We start from the raw sequence: 18,082 nt of genomic DNA on the forward strand, positions 1-18,082 counted from the left end.
GAGCGAAAATTCCGCTCACTCACAGTTAGTATCATTACCTTAAATAACTATAACATAAATCACTCTAAATGACAAGCCATATCATTAGAACCAACTGGCAACCAGCTTTACTAATCTTTGCTTTCATTTTGATTCATTTTCATTTCTCACGTTGACTTTTATAACATATCAAATAACGATAATTGATTTTCATCAGGTAAATCTTTCAAGACACCATTTTCTGTCATATACTCGATCAATGTCTTCGAGACTTTCCCACGAGTTGCCAAGTCTTCTTTGGATAAGAAAGGACCATCTTTTCTAGCTTCGACGATTTGTTTCGCTACGTTGGCCCCTAAACTTGGTACCGCACGGAATGGCGCAATCAGCGTGTCTCCTTCGATCACAAAGTTTACTGCATCGGATTTGTATAAATCGATCATTCCGAATTTCAAGCCACGTTCTAGCATCTCATTGGCTAACTCTAAAACTGTCAACTGATTCTTTTCTTTTACAGAAGCATCTAAGCCTTTATCCGTGATTTCCTTCATCGCCTCTTTCACTGCTTCTTTTCCTTTGCACATAGCGACAAGATTAAAGTCATCTGCACGAACGGAAAAATAGGCACAGTAATACAATATCGGAAAATAAACTTTGAAATAAGCAACCCGTAGCGCCATCAAGACATAAGCAGCCGCATGGGCTTTCGGGAACATGTATTTGATTTTCGAACAAGAATCGATGTACCAGTCAGGTACGTTATTTTCTTTCATTGCGGTCAAATACGTTTCACGCAATTCGTCAGGGATCTTATTCCATAATCCTTTACGCACCGTCTCCATGATTTTGAACGCCATCCCACTATCTAAGCCAGCATGGATCAAATAAACCATGATATCGTCGCGACAGCCGATTACTTCAGCCAGCGTCGCATCCCCACGTTTGATCAATTCCTCTGCATTCCCTAACCAAACATCCGTACCATGAGAAAGACCAGAGATCTGCAATAATTCCGCAAAAGTCGTTGGGTGTGTTTCCTCTAACATCCCACGAACGAAACGTGTCCCAAATTCCGGTATCCCTAATGTACCTGTTTTAGAATAAATCTGTTCTTGTGTGACTCCCAAGACTTCGGGTCCAGAAAAGATCCGCATGACTTCTGGATCATCGGTTGGGATCGTTTGTGGATCAATCCCAGATAAATCTTGCAACATCCGGATCACCGTTGGATCATCGTGTCCCAGGATATCAAGTTTCAAGACATTGTCATGGATCGAGTGGAAATCAAAGTGGGTCGTTTTCCATTCTGAATTCTGATCGTCTGCCGGATATTGGATCGGCGTGAAATCATATACATCCATATAATCGGGGATAACAATGATCCCTCCTGGATGCTGTCCGGTCGTTCGTTTGACCCCAGTAGCACCTTTGGCTAAGCGATCCACTTCGGCGCTGCGGTAATGCAAGTTGTGGTCACGTTCAAACCCTTTAACGAATCCATACGCCGTTTTATCCGCAACAGTACCGATCGTTCCCGCACGATAGACATATTCTTCGCCAAACAATACTTTCGTATAATGATGGGCTTCTGCTTGATAATCCCCTGAGAAGTTCAAATCGATATCGGGTACTTTATCGCCATGGAAACCTAAGAATGTTTCAAACGGAATATCATGCCCATCTTTATTTAAACGAGTACCGCATTTTGGACATTTTTTCTCAGGCATATCAAATCCTGAACCATAAGTTCCATCTTCATAAAATTCCGAATACTGACAATCTGGGCAATAGTAATGAGGTGCCAATGGATTGACCTCTGTGATCCCTGTCATGGTTGCGACGAAACTAGAACCAACCGAGCCACGAGAACCTACTAAATAGCCATCTTCATTACTTTTATGCACTAACTTTTGTGAAATCAAATAAATCACTGAGAAGCCATTACCATTGATCGAATCCAGCTCTTTTTTCAGACGCTTTTCTACGATATCCGGTAATGGATCACCATACATTTGTTTTGCCTTCGAATAACTTAGATCCGTGATTTCATCTTCCGAACCAGGAATTTTAGGGGTATATAATTCATCTTTCACTGGCACGACTTCTTCACAGATATCTGCAATCTTATTGGTATTTTCAACTACGATTTCTTTTGCTAAATCCGTACCTAAGAAGGAGAATGCAGTCAGCATCTCATCTGTTGTTCTGAAATGCACTTCGGGCAGACTGTGACGATTCAATGGATTGGCTCCCCCCATCGAATTGACCAAGATTTTACGATAGATCGCATCTTCTTCATTCAGGTAGTGGACATTTCCTGTCGCTACAACGATTTTATCTAATGATTTGCCGATTTCTACTAAGTTACGAATGATTTCTTCTAAGTCATGTTCATTTTTGACAAGCTCTTGCTCCAGGAGTGGTGCATAGACAGCTTTAGGCATGACTTCGATATAGTCATAAAATTTCGCCCGGTTACGTGCTTCTTCTACCCCTTTTTGCATCATGGCTTCAAAAATCTCACCCTTGTCACAGGCAGAGCCAACTAACAAATCTTGTCGGAATTTTTTCAGCTGTGATCGGGGGATTCGTGGCACGCGTTCAAAATAATCGACGTTTGACATCGAGATCAATTTGAACAGGTCTTTTAATCCAGCTTGGTTTTTAGCCAGTAATGTGACATGGAAAGGTCGCGCCCGTTTGTAAGAATCACCTTCACCTACATGGGCATTCAACTGATCGTGATAATACATTTCGTGGTTTTCCATCGCTTCTTTGATAAATATCCAAGCCAGATGTCCGGTTGCTTCCGCGTCATAAATCGCGCGGTGATGTTGTTCCAAGCTAACACCGAATTTTTTGGATAGTACACCTAAACCAAACCGTTTGAATTGTGGATATAAATAACGAGCTAATTCTAAGGTATCTATAACTGGATTGGCTGCTTCAGGGATGTTGTATTTGGCATAACTTGTATTCAAAAATCCCATATCGAATGCCGCATTATGGGCAACTAGGATCGCATCTTTTGAGAATTCCAAGAATAAGCGTAAAACTTCCTCCTCAGATTTTGAACCGCGAACCATTTCATCCGTGATCCCTGTCAAATCAATGGTTGTTCGTGATAAGGGATGTCCAGGATCGATAAATTCATCAAAACTTTCGATGACATTTCCTTTGTACATCTTAACAGCAGCTAACTCGATGATCGTATCATAAACAGCAGACAAACCTGTTGTCTCCACGTCAAACACGACATAAGTGGATTCACTCAATGAATCATGGGCGTCATTATACGCAATCGGCACCCCATCATCGACCACATTCGCTTCGACACCATACAAGATCTTCACACCAGCTTTTTTCCCTGCACTATGTGCCTCTGGAAATGCTTGTGCACCGCCATGGTCAGTGATTGCAATTGCTTTATGTCCCCACTTACCTGCCTGTGCCACAAGATCTGAAATATTGTTCGTTGCATCCATAGTACTCATATTACTATGAAGATGTAATTCGACACGCTTTTCCCCTTCAGGAGAATAATCTTTACGTGGTGCATGTTTGACTTCTAAAATGTCTTGGGCATTCATCACTAGGTCACGAACAAACGTGTCTTCTTGTACACTCCCACGAACTTTCAACCAACTACCCGTACTGATTGCTTCAAAGATTTGTTCATCTTTTTCATTATTTGAAAACTTTTTGACGATAAATGAAGAAGTGTAATCTGTGATCTTCAATGTCAAAATCTTACGTTTTGAACGAAGCTCGCGTACTTCTTTATCGAACACGTAGCCTTCGATCGTTACCCGGCGTTCCTCTTCCAAGATATTGATCATCGGTGTGATAGGCTCATCATTCGGGATATTTCTACCTAGCTGGATTGGCCCGTCAAGCGCTGGTAATTGCTCTTTGCGCTCTTTTTTCTTTTGTTCATGAACAATCAAGCTTTCAGCTGCTTGTTTCATGAACGCCTCAGCCTGTTCTTGTCGTCTTTCTTCAAAAAGCTTTAGGACTCTTTCTGCTTGTTGCTCATCAACTTCTGGTTCGATTCGAAACTTAGGAAAACCGTAACTAACAAATAACTGTTCTACTAATGGCAGATATTGTTGTTTAAGATAGCCGATCGCTCCTTCACCATCAACAGGCAAAATCACCTTATGCTCTTTGATCATTGGTACTTGCGTCTTTAATACCTTTTGTACTAAAGGTGTATCGCATTGCTGACTTTCCAGTGCTTGCGACCAATAATCTTGTAAGAGTTGTTCATCGAATGTTTGATCCGCTGCTTGGACTGTGATTTTCACCTCAGCAATTTCTTTGAATGCAAGTATAACATGCTGCACCAGCGAGCGATAAAGCATCACAGGCAAAATAGCTGGAAAACGTAACGTAAACTCCCACAGACGAGATTTACGATGGACCACCACCTGTTCCATTTCCCCAGCAGAAATAAGCGGATGTGCTTTTTCTGTTTCTTCTAATTGGATCTGCTCCAATAATTTCTCAAATAACTCTCGTTTTTCTGACAAAAATATACGCCCTTTCTGTCAAGACCAGAAATTATTCCATTTCCGACCCTTACTTTTCAATACTATTTAGTATAACCCTTTTTAGGGAAATTTTCATTAAGGTTGTAAGAAAAGCGCTCTGACCTGAGCAGTAAGATGGAAAATCAGAAAATAGCTTTTCATATTTTTTAATTTTCCAGCTTAATGTTGAAGGTTAGCTTTTCGAAAACCGTTTATCAGGTTGTGAAAAAAGCGATCAGCACTGAGGAATAAGACAAGAAAATCGAAAAATGGCTTTTTCATTTTGATTTTTTTGGCTTATTATTGAAGTGTTGCTTCTTGAACACCGTTCATTAACTGAAGAAAAGGAAATGAAAAAGTCGCTTCCGTCTTCTAAAAGACTGATACGACTTTTCCACTCTTATTTATTCGCCTTGATTCAATAAAATCGGTAGTGTATTTACGAGTTCTTCTTTCCGAACTTCGACCATTTCACCTGTTTTTTTGATTTTCACTTCGACGATGCCATCTACTGCTTTTTTACCGACGGTGATACGGATTGGACATCCGATCAAATCAGAATCAGCAAACTTAACACCGGCACGCTCATTGCGATCATCAACAAGTACTTGATAACCGGCTTCGTTCATTGCTTTTTCCACTTCATTCGTCAAGTTCGTTTGGAACTCATCTTTTAAGTTCATTTGTACGACATGCAAATCAAATGGTGCAATGCCTTTTGGCCAGTGAATACCGTTTTCGTCAGCATTTTGTTCAACGATCGCTGAAAGTAGACGGCTCACACCGATACCATAGCAACCCATGATCACGTGTTTTTCACGACCATTTTCATCAAGAACAGTAGCACCCATTGATTCACTGTAACGTGTACCTAGTTTGAAGATATGCCCAATCTCGATTCCTCGAGTGAAGGCTAATACGCCATTATTATCTGGCGAAGGATCGCCTTCTTGGACAAAGCGTAAGTCTTCATATGCTAGGACATTGAAATCACGTTCTGGATTGACATTGATATAATGGTAGCCAGTTTCATTCGCTCCCGCAATCGCGTTGGCCAGATCTTGAACATGACGATCCGCATAGACTTTGACTTCTTCTGCTACACCGATTGGTCCAACTGATCCAAAATCAGCGCCTAAATAGTTTTTCGCTTCTTCTTCTGTTGCTTCTTCTAAGAAATCTGCACCTAAGAAGTTTTTCAATTTCACATCATTGACTTCATGATCGCCGCGAACTAAAACTAGAACAGGCTGCTCATCTGCTGTGAAAAGTACAGACTTAATGATTTTTTGTGGTTGAACGTCAAAGAAAGCTGCAACCTCTTCGATGGTTTTCACATCTGGTGTTTCTTTCTTTTCCATTTCCAATTGTGTTTCATGGGATTTTTTTGGCACATAGTAGCTCGTCGCCATCTCCAAATTTGCTGCATAGTCACTTTCTGTTGAATAACAAATCGTGTCTTCACCAATTTCTGAGATTGCCATAAATTCTTTTGAGTCTTTTCCGCCCATCGCCCCACCGTCACCGATGATCGCGCGGAACTCTAGACCACAACGCTTAAAGATCTCTGTATAAGCTTTTTCATAATCTTTGTATGTTTCATCCAAACTCTCTTGAGACGCATGGAAAGAATAAGCATCTTTCATGATAAACTCGCGTCCACGCAATAGTCCAAAACGGGGACGTTTTTCATCACGGTATTTTGCTTGGATCTGATAAAGATTCAAAGGTAATTTTTTGTATGAATTGACTTCATCACGGATCAATTCTGTAAATGTTTCTTCATGTGTTGGTCCTAAGATCATCTGACGATCGTTACGATCATTCAAGCGATACAAGTTGGGACCGTATGTTTCATAACGACCAGATTCTTGCCATAACTCAGCAGGTAAAATCGCTGGCATCAACATTTCTACTGCGCCGATTTTTTCAAATTCTTCGCGCATGATCGTTTTTAATTTTTCTAATACACGATTTGCAAGTGGTAAATAAGAATAGATTCCAGCCGAAACCTGACGAATGTAACCGGCACGTAGTAAGATTTGATGACTTAATACTTCCGCATCATTTGGAACTTCTCTTAATGTTGGAATCAACATTTTTGATTGTCTCATTATATAAACTCCTTTATTCCTCAAATAATCTAACGCATGTCATTATACCCTACTTTTTCTAGAAAAAGAATCGTTGAATGTCATTCCATGTTACTAATACCATCAATAGCATCAGGAAGCCAAAACCAACGAGCGTCAAAACGCCTTCTTTTTCCTGACTAAGTGGTTTACCACGGACACCTTCAAAAATATTCAAGACTAGTTTTCCACCATCTAATGCTGGAATCGGTAATAAATTGACGATCCCTAAATTCATGGATAAGATAGCCATCAAACCAATGACTGTCATGATCCCTTGATTCGCTGCCTCAGAAGACAATTGGAACATCATCACCGGTCCACCTAATTTGTCCAAGCTAAAGCCGGTAAATAATGAACCTAATGCTTTGAATATTTCCAAAGAGCTACTAAATGCACGTTGTGTTCCACCAATGATCTTATCGAAGAAGCCAGTTTTCATTGGCGCTTGTATCCCAAGTTGACCAATTTTTTCACCATTTGACTCAATTGCTTTCGGTGTCACTTCAACAGAAGAAACCTGTCCATTTCGTTCAACTTCAAAATCAAGTGGTTTATCTGGATTTTCAGTAATGATCGCTGTCAGATCATTCCATGTTTGGATTGATTTTCCCTCTACTGAAAGAATTTCATCATTTTCTTTCAGTCCGGCTGCAGCCGCAGCTCCGTCTGGCGTAACAACACCGATTTGGTTGGTATTTGTGACAGTCACCCCGCCTTGCATGAACGCTAATACGATGAATAATAGAATTGCTAGAATAAAATTATTCATTGGACCTGCAAAGTTAGTTAACATTCGTTGCCATAATTTGGCTGATTGGAACTGCACATCTCTCGGTGCGATCCTCAATTCAGTCCCATCCGCCTCGATGATCGAAGCATCGTGATCCACTGCATACGTTACTTCTTGCGTTTCATCACCATTCACATAACCTGTGATCGTGAGTGCTTCATCAAGATCATAACGGATCAATTCCATTGGGATCGCATTGGTCAATTGGATCTTTTTGCTTAAATTGATTTTCTTTACGACATGATCTGAATCCATCAAGAGTGATAACGGCATTCCTGGGGCCATTTCCGTTTCGTCGTCCCCATTCCCAGCCATTCTCACATAGCCACCGATCGGTAACAAACGCAATGTATAAGTCGTGCCGTCTTTTGCTTGATGACCGTAGATTTTAGGTCCCATGCCAATCGCAAACTCGCGAACTAGGATTCCTGATCGTTTCGCAAAGAAGAAGTGGCCAAATTCATGTACGATCACTAAGATGCCAAAAACGATAATGAACGTGATAATTGTTCTCATCCTATTCTCCTTTACATTAATCATTATTTTTTATTCAGTTAAAATAAAACTACTTAATTTTACCATATTATCGACACTTCACCAAGCACCTATTAAAATGTAAAAAAATAAAAATCCTGTAAAGAATCTCCTTACCGATCGTGTCTGATTGACGGACGAAAAACTTTTGGCTTCGGAAGCTTCTTTTACAGAATTTTTATTTATATCAATCCAAATAAGTACATGACTGGAAAGACGAACAATAGACTATCGAATCGATCTAAGATCCCACCGTGTCCAGGTAAAATGTTCCCTGAATCTTTGACCTCATAGTGGCGTTTAATTGCCGACTCGACTAGATCCCCAAATTGGCCTACGATCGATAGAATGATCGTTAGGAGTAACATGACGAATAAGCCATGTCCAAACAATTCTTGTGGTGGATAAAGTAAGAAATATAGTAAGGCAACAACTAACGCACTACCTATTCCCCCTAATGCACCTTCAATCGTTTTATTGGGTGAGATATCTGGCCATAGCTTACGCTTACCAAAACGTCTACCAACTAGATATGCGCCAATATCGGTTGCCCAAACGATGAACAAGCCAAAAAGTAATACGTTGATTCCTTCTGTACGCGCACTAACAAAGTTTTGAAAACCAAAACCGACATATAAACTAGTAACAACTGGAAAACCAGCTTCATCGATCGTATACATATTTTTTGAGAAGACAGCGGCACCCAATAGGATCATCACAGTCAAATAAAACAACATAAATTCATTTGTTTGTTCAGGTAAAAAGAAAAACCAGCGCTCTTTCGGCAGGACAAGAAAAACTGCACCAATGGCAGAAAGAACTCCTTCAAAACTTAATAGTGTCAATCCTTTCATACGAAAAAGTTCATAGACACCAACTACTGCTAATAAAGCCGCTACTAGCTCAAGACCAATTCCTCCGATCCAAATGATCGGAATAAATAATGCCAATGCTACGACCGCAGTGATCACACGTTGCTTCATGATTGTTCTCCTTTATCTACACTTTTTACGCCACCAAAACGACGGTCTCGATGTTGATAAGAAGCGATTGCTTCCTCTAAATGGGCGCCGTCAAAATCTGGCCATAAGGCTTTTGAAAAATATAATTCACTATAAGCAATCTGCCACAATAAGAAATTACTGATCCGTTCTTCGCCACTTGTCCGGATGACTAATCCTGGATCGCGAAGTTCGGGAGGTAAGAAACCGGTCATCAAATGATCCGCGATCATGTCCTCGTCGATGTCTTCCGTAGAAAGATCGTTTTCTTTTACTTGTTCACTGATTGCTTTGACTGCAGAGATGATTTCTGCCCGACTACCATAATTCAGTGCGAAGTTTAAGATCATTCCCGTATTTTCTTTGGTTTGTTCAATGGCACGGCGTACTGCATCTTGCGTATGTTCCGGCAAAAGTTCTTCATAGCCCATCACTTGTACCTTGACATTTTCAGCAATCAACTCAGGGACGAACGTATCAAAAAAGTCTACAGGTAATTGCATCAAAAAATTGACTTCCTCTTTTGGACGTTTCCAATTTTCGGTTGAAAACGCATAGAGCGTTAACACCTTTACCCCAAGTCGAGAAGCTTTTTTAGTGACTTTCTTAACGGTTTCCATGCCTTCTTTGTGGCCAGCCACTCGTGGAAGACGACGGTTTTGTGCCCAACGACCATTCCCATCCATGATGATGGCGATATGTTTCGGGATATCTCTCTGCGCATCAAAATGGTGCTCACTTTTTTCTTGAATATATTTGTTTTTTTGCGGAAAAAAACGTAACATTCTTTTTCCTCCCATACTAAAAAATTACAACTATCTTTACCATTATAGCAATATCTATCGTTATTTCCTATGGTATAGCCCTTTTTTTACGCAAATTCAAAGGATTTTTTAGTTTTTCTTAGTCAAAAAGTAAAAAACAGGAGACAGCACTTCACACTGTCCACCTGTCTTTATTGATTCTTATACTTCAAGCAATTCTTTTTCTTTGTCTGCAGCGATACGATCTACTTCTTTGATACTATCATCTGTTAGAGTTTGCACTTCTTTTTCTAAGTCACGCAAATCATCTTCTGTGATATCGCCATTTTTTTGTTGTTTCTTGTACTCATCGATTGCATCACGACGAATGTTACGGACAGCGATTTTCGCATTTTCAGCTTCTTTTTTCACGTCTTTCGCTAATTCTTTCCGACGTTCTTCTGTTAACTGAGGAATGACTAAACGGATCACATTTCCGTCATTTGTTGGGCTGATACCGATGTCGCTTGCCATGATCGATTTTTCGATGTCTTGAAGCACACTTTTATCGAATGGTGTGATCATCAATACTCTTGCTTCTGGGATCTGGATCGATGCTAATTGGTTCAATGGTGTTGGTGCGCCATAATAATTAACAGTTATACGATCTAATAAGCTCGCATTCGCACGGCCGGCACGGATCTGTCCAAGTTCACGTTGTAGATTTTGTGCTGCTTTTTGCATCTTGTCTTTTGCTTCTGTCATAATTGCATCTGCCATTGTTTATTTCCCCCTTACGGTTGTTCCGATATTTTCACCTAAGATTGCTCGGCGAATGTTTCCATGTTCATTAAGATTGAACACAAGTAACGGGATATCATTGTCCATACTCAATGAACTAGCAGTTGAATCCATTACTTGTAATCCTTTTGCAATGACTTCCATGTGTGTCAATTCATCGAATTTCACTGCTGTTGAATCGATTTTTGGATCGGCAGAATAAACACCGTCAACATTGTTCTTAGCCATTAAAATAACATCAGCGCCAATTTCAGCTGCACGTAATGCCGCAGTTGTATCTGTAGAAAAATAAGGGTTTCCAGTACCACCGGCAAAAATAACGATGCGCCCTTTCTCTAAATGACGCTCTGCTTTACGACGGATGTATGGTTCTGCGATTTGTCGCATTTCAATTGAGGTTTGTACGCGTGTAGGAACACCAACATTTTCTAATGTATCTTGTAATGCTAAAGCATTCATCACAGTTGCTAACATGCCCATGTAATCCGCTTGTGCACGTTCCATCCCCATTTGTGCGCCAATTTGACCGCGCCAGATATTTCCACCGCCGACAACAATTGCCATCTCTACGCCTAACTCGTGGACTTCTTTGATTTCTTGGATGATTTCTTTGATAACTGGTGGTTTGATTCCAAACCCTTCATCTCCAGCTAAAGCTTCTCCACTTAATTTTAAGACGACACGCTGATATTTTGGTGTGACCATGTTCATTCCTCCAATATTTTCTATTGACATTCTACCATATCCAGATAGTTTAGGCACGAAAATACCTATGCTCCTGATATCTCTTGCCCTAAAAAAAAGAGCTGTGACGAATGTCGCTGCTCCTCATTTCATTCAAATAAGCGATGGAATCGATGGGGGCACAAAGAAAACGGAGAATGATCTTCATTTTCTTTGCCCCAAACATCGTCCCATTGATCAAGTCTATAAACCGGATTATTTTTTCACTTGGTTCATTACTTCTTCTACAAAGTTATCTTCGCGTTTTTCGATACCTTCGCCGACTTCAAAGCGGACAAATGATTTCACAGTTGCGCCTTTAGAAGCAACAAATTTTTCAACAGTCATATCAGGATCTTTAACGAATGGTTGGTCAACCAATGCGATTTCAGCTTTAAATTTGTTTAAGCGTCCTTCAACCATTTTTTCAACGATGTTCGCTGGTTTGCCTTCGTTCAATGCTTGTTCAGTCAAGACTGTACGTTCGTGATCTAATTCAGCTTCAGGAATTTGTGTTTCGTTTACATAACGAGGGTTGATCGCTGCTACGTGCATCGCTACGTCTCTAGCTACTGCTTCGTCAGTTGTACCTTCTAAAACAGCTAATACAGCAATACGTCCACCCATGTGTAGGTAACCGCCAAATGCAGCGTTGTCATCTTTTTCGATTACTTCAAAACGACGGAAGCTGATTTTTTCACCGATAACTTGTGTTGCTTCGATCAAGTCAGATTCAACTGTTCCTTTTGATGTTTTGATTTTCATTGCTGCGTCCATGTCAGCTGGTTTGTTTTCAGCAACTAGTTCAGCGATTTCTTTTACTAAGTCTTGGAACATTTCGTTTTTAGAAACGAAGTCTGTTTCTGAGTTGACTTCAACGATTGCTGCAGTATTACCTTTCACTGCAACTGAAGCAAGACCTTCAGCGGCGATACGATCGTTTTTCTTCGCAGCTTTAGCCATTCCTTTTTCACGTAAAAGATCTACTGCTTTTTCGATGTCACCTTCAACTTCAACCAATGCTTTTTTCGCGTCCATCATTCCTACGCCAGTCATGTCGCGTAGTTCTTTTACCATTTTAGCTGTAACGTCTGCCATTTTTTCTTCCTCCTAGTTGTATGCTTTTTCTTTAAAAAAAGCTGTTTCAAAGGAGAGTGAGGCTTGTCGCCTAGCCTTTGAAACAGCTCCATCATTTAAAAATTATTCTGCTGAAGAGTTGTCGCCTTCAACAACATCAACGATTTCTTCGATTGAAGTCGCTGTGTTTTCTGCTGAAAAATCTTCTTCAACTACTTGATCTTCCCCTTGATTTCCTTCGATGAAAGCATCAGCCATTTTTGAAGTAATCAATTTAACGGCACGGATTGCGTCGTCGTTTGATGGGATAACTACGTCGATCTCATCTGGATCACAGTTTGTATCAACCATTGCTACGATTGGGATATTCAATTTGTGTGCTTCTTGAACGGCAATGCGTTCTTTACGTGGGTCAACGATGTACATTACATCTGGGATTCTTGGCATATCAGCGATACCACCTAAGAATTTTTCAAGACGTTCACGTTGTTTGTTCAAACCAGCAACTTCTTTTTTAGGTAGAACTGCAAAAGTTCCATCTTCTTCCATTGCATTGATTTGTTTCAAACGAGCGATACGTTTTTGGATCGTATCCCAGTTTGTCAATGTTCCACCTAACCAACGGTGGTTTACAAAGTATTGTCCAGCACGAGTAGCTTCATCTTTGATTGCTTCTTGTGCTTGTTTTTTTGTACCTACGAATAAAGCAACGCCGCCTTCTTCTGCTACGCTCTTCATGTAATCGTAAGCTGCATCTACTAATTTAACTGTTTTTTGCAAGTCAATAATGTAGATTCCGTTTCTTTCTGTGAAGATGTATTTCTTCATTTTTGGGTTCCAGCGACGCGTTTGGTGACCAAAGTGTACGCCGGCTTCTAGTAATTGTTTCATTGAAATTACTGCCATGTTTGTTTCCTCCGATTTGGTTTTTATTTTCCCTCTTCTTGTCTTCCAACTCGCTAGCCAACTTTTACAAGCACCGACCAACGATCCAACAAGAATGTGGATTTATTGAGTAGTGACGCAAGATACACCAAAGTGATCTTTTTCTGCTCAACATTCAATAGTTTAACTGAATTGGGCATAAAATTCAAGAAAAAAAATCAACTTACTTAATTTTTTGTGTCTTCTTTTTCTCCCTCTCATTTTTTTATTTTATTTCTTTGTTTTTTTATAAGGAATTCGTGAAAAAATAAACAGGTAACTGGAAAATAAAGATGGGCAATTCAACGTTTTTTTGTTATGATACTTGTGAAAAGTTTCGTTAAAGGAGAACTAAAATGCGAAAAACTGAGCGACACTTGTTGATTAAACAAATCATTGAAGATTATACGATCCGTACACAAGATGAAATGTTAGCTAAGCTGACTGAAATGGGTGTATCTGCGACTCAAGCGACGATTTCAAGAGATATACGTGACTTAAAAATCGTCAAGGCGCCTGATGAAAATGGTGTTTCCCATTTTGTCCTGTTCAAAGAAAAGGAGACAGCTGAATCAAAAAGCGAAGATGAAAAACGTTTGATCCAGATGATTGAAGATATCGTGTTAAAAGTGGAACGAGTTCATTTTTTGACTATCGTCCATACCTTACCAGACAACGCACCATTGTTCGCTGCTGTCTTAGATGAAATCAAACCGCCTCATATCGTTAGTACGATTGCTGGCTTTGATACAACGATCATTATTTCGAAAGATGATGAAGATGCGCAGTTAGTTGAAAACTTCTTGCATCATCCCACTACAGCTACAATTTTTTAAATACCATAACAAATAGTAATTGTATCTATATTTTTTGATGTTGGTGAAATTTGCCAGCATCTTTTTTATTTGAATCAATACTAGAGAAGAACCTTGAACCTCTCTCAAGTTGACTTAACCTTCAGTTACTACGAAATTTCCGCTATACCTCGCACTCAATGCCTCATAGAAACAACAATAGTAATGTTTTCCACTAGTAGAATAAATACAAATTTGAGAAACACCACAAGCGCTAAAAACCATATAAAGCTTATTTAACTTTGAATTAGGCAGGTATTGCTTGTTCCATTATAAACCTCTACTTTTTTCTGATTGACGAAAAAACAGGCCCCCACACTCCTTATTTACATGTCATACTTTAATTTAAAAAACTTTTATAGCATAGAAAGGAAAAACGATTATGACCTTCTTTCCCTTTGTCGATCCCAACCGTCGACCACAAGCAGAGATCAAAAAAATGACAGAAGAACTTACTCGAAAATTTCATGCAATCGATCCAGATTTGACTTTGATACATAATGATAACTTTATTGATTATGGTCCAGAGGTCTTTCCACAACTTTCGTCGATTTACTGGGATCCTCGCGTGGCAAATCATCCGATGGAACATTTTGCGTACTCGGAGTACCAACTTAGATATAAAAACTATCCTCTTTACTGGTTTACTCCTTATGGTGAATGGCTTTACGAAACTTATAAAAAACCTGGAGGAACTCCAGATCCAGAAAGAAAAACTTTAAAAATGATTGAACAGACTTTCCTAAGAATCATTCATGACTATCAAGTGCGTAACCTACTCTACTGGAAAGACTTATTTACAGAAAAACAATTTGAACAGGAAAAGTTAGAACCTTATAAACGATTATCACAATTCGTTGGACCAGTAAAAATCATTAGTTCGCCAATTAGTTTCACTGACCCCAAACATCGATCTTTAGCTGCTGTAGAAAAGAATACCGAATTTTTAGAAACTCAATTAGATCACTTAGATTCTCAATTAACGGTGATTCATGATGATTCTTATATTGATTTTGGTCCGGATATTGGCCATTTTCTTGCGGAATGTCCTTATGATCCTGAAGAAGACGAGCCAGATGATCCTAGACGTTACTTATCTCACTATGATTACCACATTTATTTTAATGAGACAGCCATTTACGGACTTTCTCCTTATAGTATAGGAACTAGTTTTCATGGCGACTTCTTTAATGGGGGGATTGCTAATGTTACGTACCTTGGACTTAGTAAGGAACTAGATGATGCGATCGAAGTGATTATGAGGAAATATATGCTCTATAATAAATATTACTGGCGCAACAATTATTCCTATGAAGATTTCCAAAAAATAGTGCGTAACTATAAAAAGACATGGAAGTTGAATTAATTCAACATCTTATGATTGAACTAAAAAAATCTTGAACAGAAAGGATAGTAACTATGACCTTCTTCCCCTTTGTCGATCCCAACCGTCGACCACAAGCAGAGATCAAAAAAATGACAGAAGAACTCACACAAAAATTTTAATCAATCGATCCAGATTTGACTTTGATACATAATGATAACTTTATTGATTACGGTCCAGAGGTCTTTCCAAAGCTATCGAAAATTTATTGGGACCCTCGTGTGCCAGATCATCCGATGGAACATTTTGTGTATTCGGAGTATCTGCTTAGATATGGCGGCTATCCTCTTTACTGGTTTACGCCTTATGATGAACAAATTTACGAATATTATAGAAGCCCTGGAGGGAATGCAGACTCGCGAAGAAAAACTTTAAAAATGATTGAACAGACTCTCCTAAGAATCATTCATGACTATCAAGTTCATAACCTTCTCTATTGGAAAGATATATTTACAGAAAAACAATTTGAACAGGAGAAGTTAAAACCCTACAAGAGAGTATCGCAATCTATTGGACCTGGCGAACTAATTAGTTCACCAATTAGTTTCACTGACCCCAAGCATCGACCTTTAGCTGCTGTAGAAAAGAATACGGAATTTCTAGAAACTCAGTTAGATCAATTAGATTCTCGATTAACCGTGATTCGTGATGACTCATACATTGATTTTGATCCAGATATCGGTCATTTTCTTGCGGAGTGCCCTTACGATCCAGAGGAAGACGAGCCAGATGATCCTAGACGTTATTTGTCTAATGAAGAGTATACAATTAGTTACGGCGGTATTTCTTTATTTGGTTGTTCCCCTTATCAATTAAGCTATGGAATACATGGGGATTTTTATAACGAATGGATGTTTAATACGGACTACCTTGGTTTAAGCGAACAATTGAATAATTCAATTTTAGCTATCATCTATCAATATCAACAGAACAATTTATATTATTGGCGTACTGTGTATACACCTGAAATGTTTCAAAAAAAAATCAATGAATATAAAGAAAGAGGTTTAAGCAGGCTTGGAAAAAAACTTTAAATAGATTCCGATAAATAAAAAGACCAATATCAAAGCTTGAAAAATAGTTTTGACATTAGTCTTTTTATAGTTAATTAATAAGTCCCACATCTGCGTTTCTTATTCACCCATGTCATTAGAAAATCTTTTACTTCAGAGTATATATTTATTTTAAAATAGGATATGCTGATACCACCAGTTACTACGAAAGTTCCGCTATACCTCGCACTCAATGCCTCATAGAAACAACAATAGTAATGTTTTCCACTAGTAGAATAAATACAAATTTGAGAAACACCACAAGCGCTAAAAATCATATAAAGCTTATTTAACTTTGAATTAGGCAGGTATTGCTTGTTTCATTATAAACCTCTACTTTTTTCTGATTGACGAAAAAAACAGTCCCCAACACTCCTTATTTACATGTCATAATTTAATTAAAAAAATTTTTATAGATAGAAAGGAAAAAACGATTATGACCTTCTTCCCCTTTGTCGATCCCAATCGTCGACCACAAGCCAAGATTCGAAAAATCACAGAAGAACTCACACAAAAATTTCAAGCAATCGATCCAGATTTGACTTTGATACATAATGATAACTTTATTGATTATGGTCCAGAGGTCTTTCCACAACTTTCGTCGATTTACTGGGATCCTCGTGTGCCAGATCATCCAATGGAACATTTTGTGTATTCGGAGTATCGGTTGAAATATCAATTTTATACGCTCTATTGTTTTACACCTTATGGCGAACAAATTGATGAACATTACGGAAAAGTAAATCATTCGGATCGAAAAACGCTACAAGCAATTGACGATTTGATATTAACTGTTATTCACACTTATCAAGCAAAAAACTTATCTTACTGGAAGGATTTATTTCCAGAAGAACAATTCCAACAAACAATCGCATCTCATTATCAAAGAACTTCACAGATGATCGGTGAAGGTAGAAAAAGTAGTCGACTAATCACCTTCACTGACCCTAAGCATCGACCTTTGGCCGCTGTAGAAAAGAATACGGAATTTCTAGAAACTCAGTTAAATCAATTAGATTCTCGACTAACTGTGACCCATGATGATTCATTTATTGATTTTGGTCCAAGTGATGGACATTTTCTTGCTGAGTGTCCTTATGATCCAGAGGAAGACGACCTAGACGACGATAGACGTGGTCTATCGGAGGAAGAATATGAGATTTGCTATGAAGATATTCCTCTATTTGGTTGTTCTCCCTATAACATAAGCTTTGGTATACATGGAGATTTTTACAGTAAATGGATGTTGAATATTGATTATCTTGATTTAAGAGAGCGATTGAATAACCCTACTTTAGCTATTATTCATCAATATCAGTTAGATAATCTATATTACTGGCGTGATCATTATTCCACTGAAAAATTCCAATCTGAAGCCCTTGATTCCAAAGAACGCGGGCTACGACAAATCCACTCCTGAATATTCAAAATGGTGTACTTAATGCTCAGTCAATTACAAAAAAATGACAGAAAGACTCTTGTAAAAAAATAATACTTTATCTATAGACTTAATTTAATTATTTCACAAAATGTTTTTTTATTTTCGTTTAAAA

General features: G+C 38.8%; 12 protein-coding genes and 1 pseudogene. 4 read left to right on the plus strand and 9 right to left on the minus strand.

Annotation, left to right across the window (positions count from 1 at the left end):
* Window positions 1-158: 158 nt before the first annotated feature.
* The 9 genes from IGJ49_RS08635 to rpsB all read right to left on the minus strand — a co-directional run bounded on the left by IGJ49_RS08635 (window position 159) and on the right by rpsB (window position 13,221).
* The gene (locus tag IGJ49_RS08635) at window positions 159-4,511 is read right to left on the minus strand and encodes a PolC-type DNA polymerase III (RefSeq protein WP_137072540.1); all 4,353 of its coding nucleotides are present in this window, start codon (window positions 4,509-4,511) and stop codon (window positions 159-161) included.
* 404 nt (window positions 4,512-4,915) lie between these two features.
* Complete coding sequence (locus IGJ49_RS08640; RefSeq protein ID WP_010735191.1) at window positions 4,916-6,625, minus strand: proline--tRNA ligase; 1,710 nt, start codon at window positions 6,623-6,625, stop codon at window positions 4,916-4,918.
* Window positions 6,626-6,683: 58 nt separating this feature from the next.
* Window positions 6,684-7,952: an RIP metalloprotease RseP gene (gene rseP, locus IGJ49_RS08645; protein WP_062805088.1), complete on the minus strand. Its 1,269-nt coding sequence runs from the start codon at window positions 7,950-7,952 to the stop codon at window positions 6,684-6,686.
* Window positions 7,953-8,152: 200 nt separating this feature from the next.
* The gene (locus tag IGJ49_RS08650) at window positions 8,153-8,953 is read right to left on the minus strand and encodes a phosphatidate cytidylyltransferase (protein WP_023519848.1); all 801 of its coding nucleotides are present in this window, start codon (window positions 8,951-8,953) and stop codon (window positions 8,153-8,155) included.
* Entirely contained in the window at window positions 8,950-9,756 is an 807-nt protein-coding gene (locus IGJ49_RS08655; RefSeq protein WP_010735188.1) for an isoprenyl transferase, read from the minus strand. Before IGJ49_RS08655 ends, IGJ49_RS08650 begins: the two co-directional genes overlap by 4 nt.
* A gap of 180 nt (window positions 9,757-9,936) precedes the next feature.
* Window positions 9,937-10,494: a ribosome recycling factor gene (gene frr, locus IGJ49_RS08660; protein WP_023519849.1), complete on the minus strand. Its 558-nt coding sequence runs from the start codon at window positions 10,492-10,494 to the stop codon at window positions 9,937-9,939.
* Between the two features lie 3 nt (window positions 10,495-10,497).
* Window positions 10,498-11,220: a UMP kinase gene (pyrH, locus tag IGJ49_RS08665; RefSeq protein ID WP_010735186.1), complete on the minus strand. Its 723-nt coding sequence runs from the start codon at window positions 11,218-11,220 to the stop codon at window positions 10,498-10,500.
* 234 nt (window positions 11,221-11,454) lie between these two features.
* On the minus strand, window positions 11,455-12,336 hold the full coding sequence (gene tsf, locus IGJ49_RS08670) for a translation elongation factor Ts (protein WP_010735185.1): 882 nt from the start codon (window positions 12,334-12,336) through the stop codon (window positions 11,455-11,457).
* Between the two features lie 102 nt (window positions 12,337-12,438).
* The gene (gene rpsB / locus IGJ49_RS08675; RefSeq protein WP_010735184.1) at window positions 12,439-13,221 is read right to left on the minus strand and encodes a 30S ribosomal protein S2; all 783 of its coding nucleotides are present in this window, start codon (window positions 13,219-13,221) and stop codon (window positions 12,439-12,441) included.
* 374 nt (window positions 13,222-13,595) lie between these two features.
* On the opposite strand from rpsB, the gene IGJ49_RS08680 reads away from it, so the two are divergent.
* From IGJ49_RS08680 to IGJ49_RS08695, 4 genes and pseudogenes are all read left to right on the plus strand, one after another.
* The gene (locus IGJ49_RS08680; RefSeq protein WP_010735183.1) at window positions 13,596-14,075 is read left to right on the plus strand and encodes an arginine repressor; all 480 of its coding nucleotides are present in this window, start codon (window positions 13,596-13,598) and stop codon (window positions 14,073-14,075) included.
* Window positions 14,076-14,475: 400 nt separating this feature from the next.
* Entirely contained in the window at window positions 14,476-15,459 is a 984-nt protein-coding gene (locus IGJ49_RS08685) for a hypothetical protein (protein WP_438723133.1), read from the plus strand.
* 53 nt (window positions 15,460-15,512) lie between these two features.
* Window positions 15,513-16,511, plus strand: a pseudogene (locus IGJ49_RS08690) (hypothetical protein).
* A 454-nt stretch (window positions 16,512-16,965) separates the two neighbouring features.
* Entirely contained in the window at window positions 16,966-17,949 is a 984-nt protein-coding gene (locus IGJ49_RS08695; protein WP_023519855.1) for a hypothetical protein, read from the plus strand.
* Window positions 17,950-18,082: the final 133 nt, after the last annotated feature.

Origin of the sequence: Enterococcus sp. AZ171, assembly GCF_051714005.1 — a bacterium.
Classification (GTDB): domain Bacteria; phylum Bacillota; class Bacilli; order Lactobacillales; family Enterococcaceae; genus Enterococcus_B; species Enterococcus_B pernyi.

What these genes read in the sequence shown, in the direction of transcription:
- IGJ49_RS08695 (WP_023519855.1), top strand. Translation starts at nt 16,966, where the DNA reads ATGACCTTCTTCCCCTTTGTCGATCCCAATCGTCGACCACAAGCCAAG.
- IGJ49_RS08685 (WP_438723133.1), top strand. Translation starts at nt 14,476, where the DNA reads ATGACCTTCTTTCCCTTTGTCGATCCCAACCGTCGACCACAAGCAGAG.
- IGJ49_RS08640 (WP_010735191.1), bottom strand. Translation starts at nt 6,625, where the DNA reads ATGAGACAATCAAAAATGTTGATTCCAACATTAAGAGAAGTTCCAAAT.
- rseP (WP_062805088.1), bottom strand. Translation starts at nt 7,952, where the DNA reads ATGAGAACAATTATCACGTTCATTATCGTTTTTGGCATCTTAGTGATC.
- tsf (WP_010735185.1), bottom strand. Translation starts at nt 12,336, where the DNA reads ATGGCAGACGTTACAGCTAAAATGGTAAAAGAACTACGCGACATGACT.
- IGJ49_RS08650 (WP_023519848.1), bottom strand. Translation starts at nt 8,953, where the DNA reads ATGAAGCAACGTGTGATCACTGCGGTCGTAGCATTGGCATTATTTATT.
- IGJ49_RS08680 (WP_010735183.1), top strand. Translation starts at nt 13,596, where the DNA reads ATGCGAAAAACTGAGCGACACTTGTTGATTAAACAAATCATTGAAGAT.
- pyrH (WP_010735186.1), bottom strand. Translation starts at nt 11,220, where the DNA reads ATGGTCACACCAAAATATCAGCGTGTCGTCTTAAAATTAAGTGGAGAA.
- frr (WP_023519849.1), bottom strand. Translation starts at nt 10,494, where the DNA reads ATGGCAGATGCAATTATGACAGAAGCAAAAGACAAGATGCAAAAAGCA.
- IGJ49_RS08655 (WP_010735188.1), bottom strand. Translation starts at nt 9,756, where the DNA reads ATGTTACGTTTTTTTCCGCAAAAAAACAAATATATTCAAGAAAAAAGT.
- rpsB (WP_010735184.1), bottom strand. Translation starts at nt 13,221, where the DNA reads ATGGCAGTAATTTCAATGAAACAATTACTAGAAGCCGGCGTACACTTT.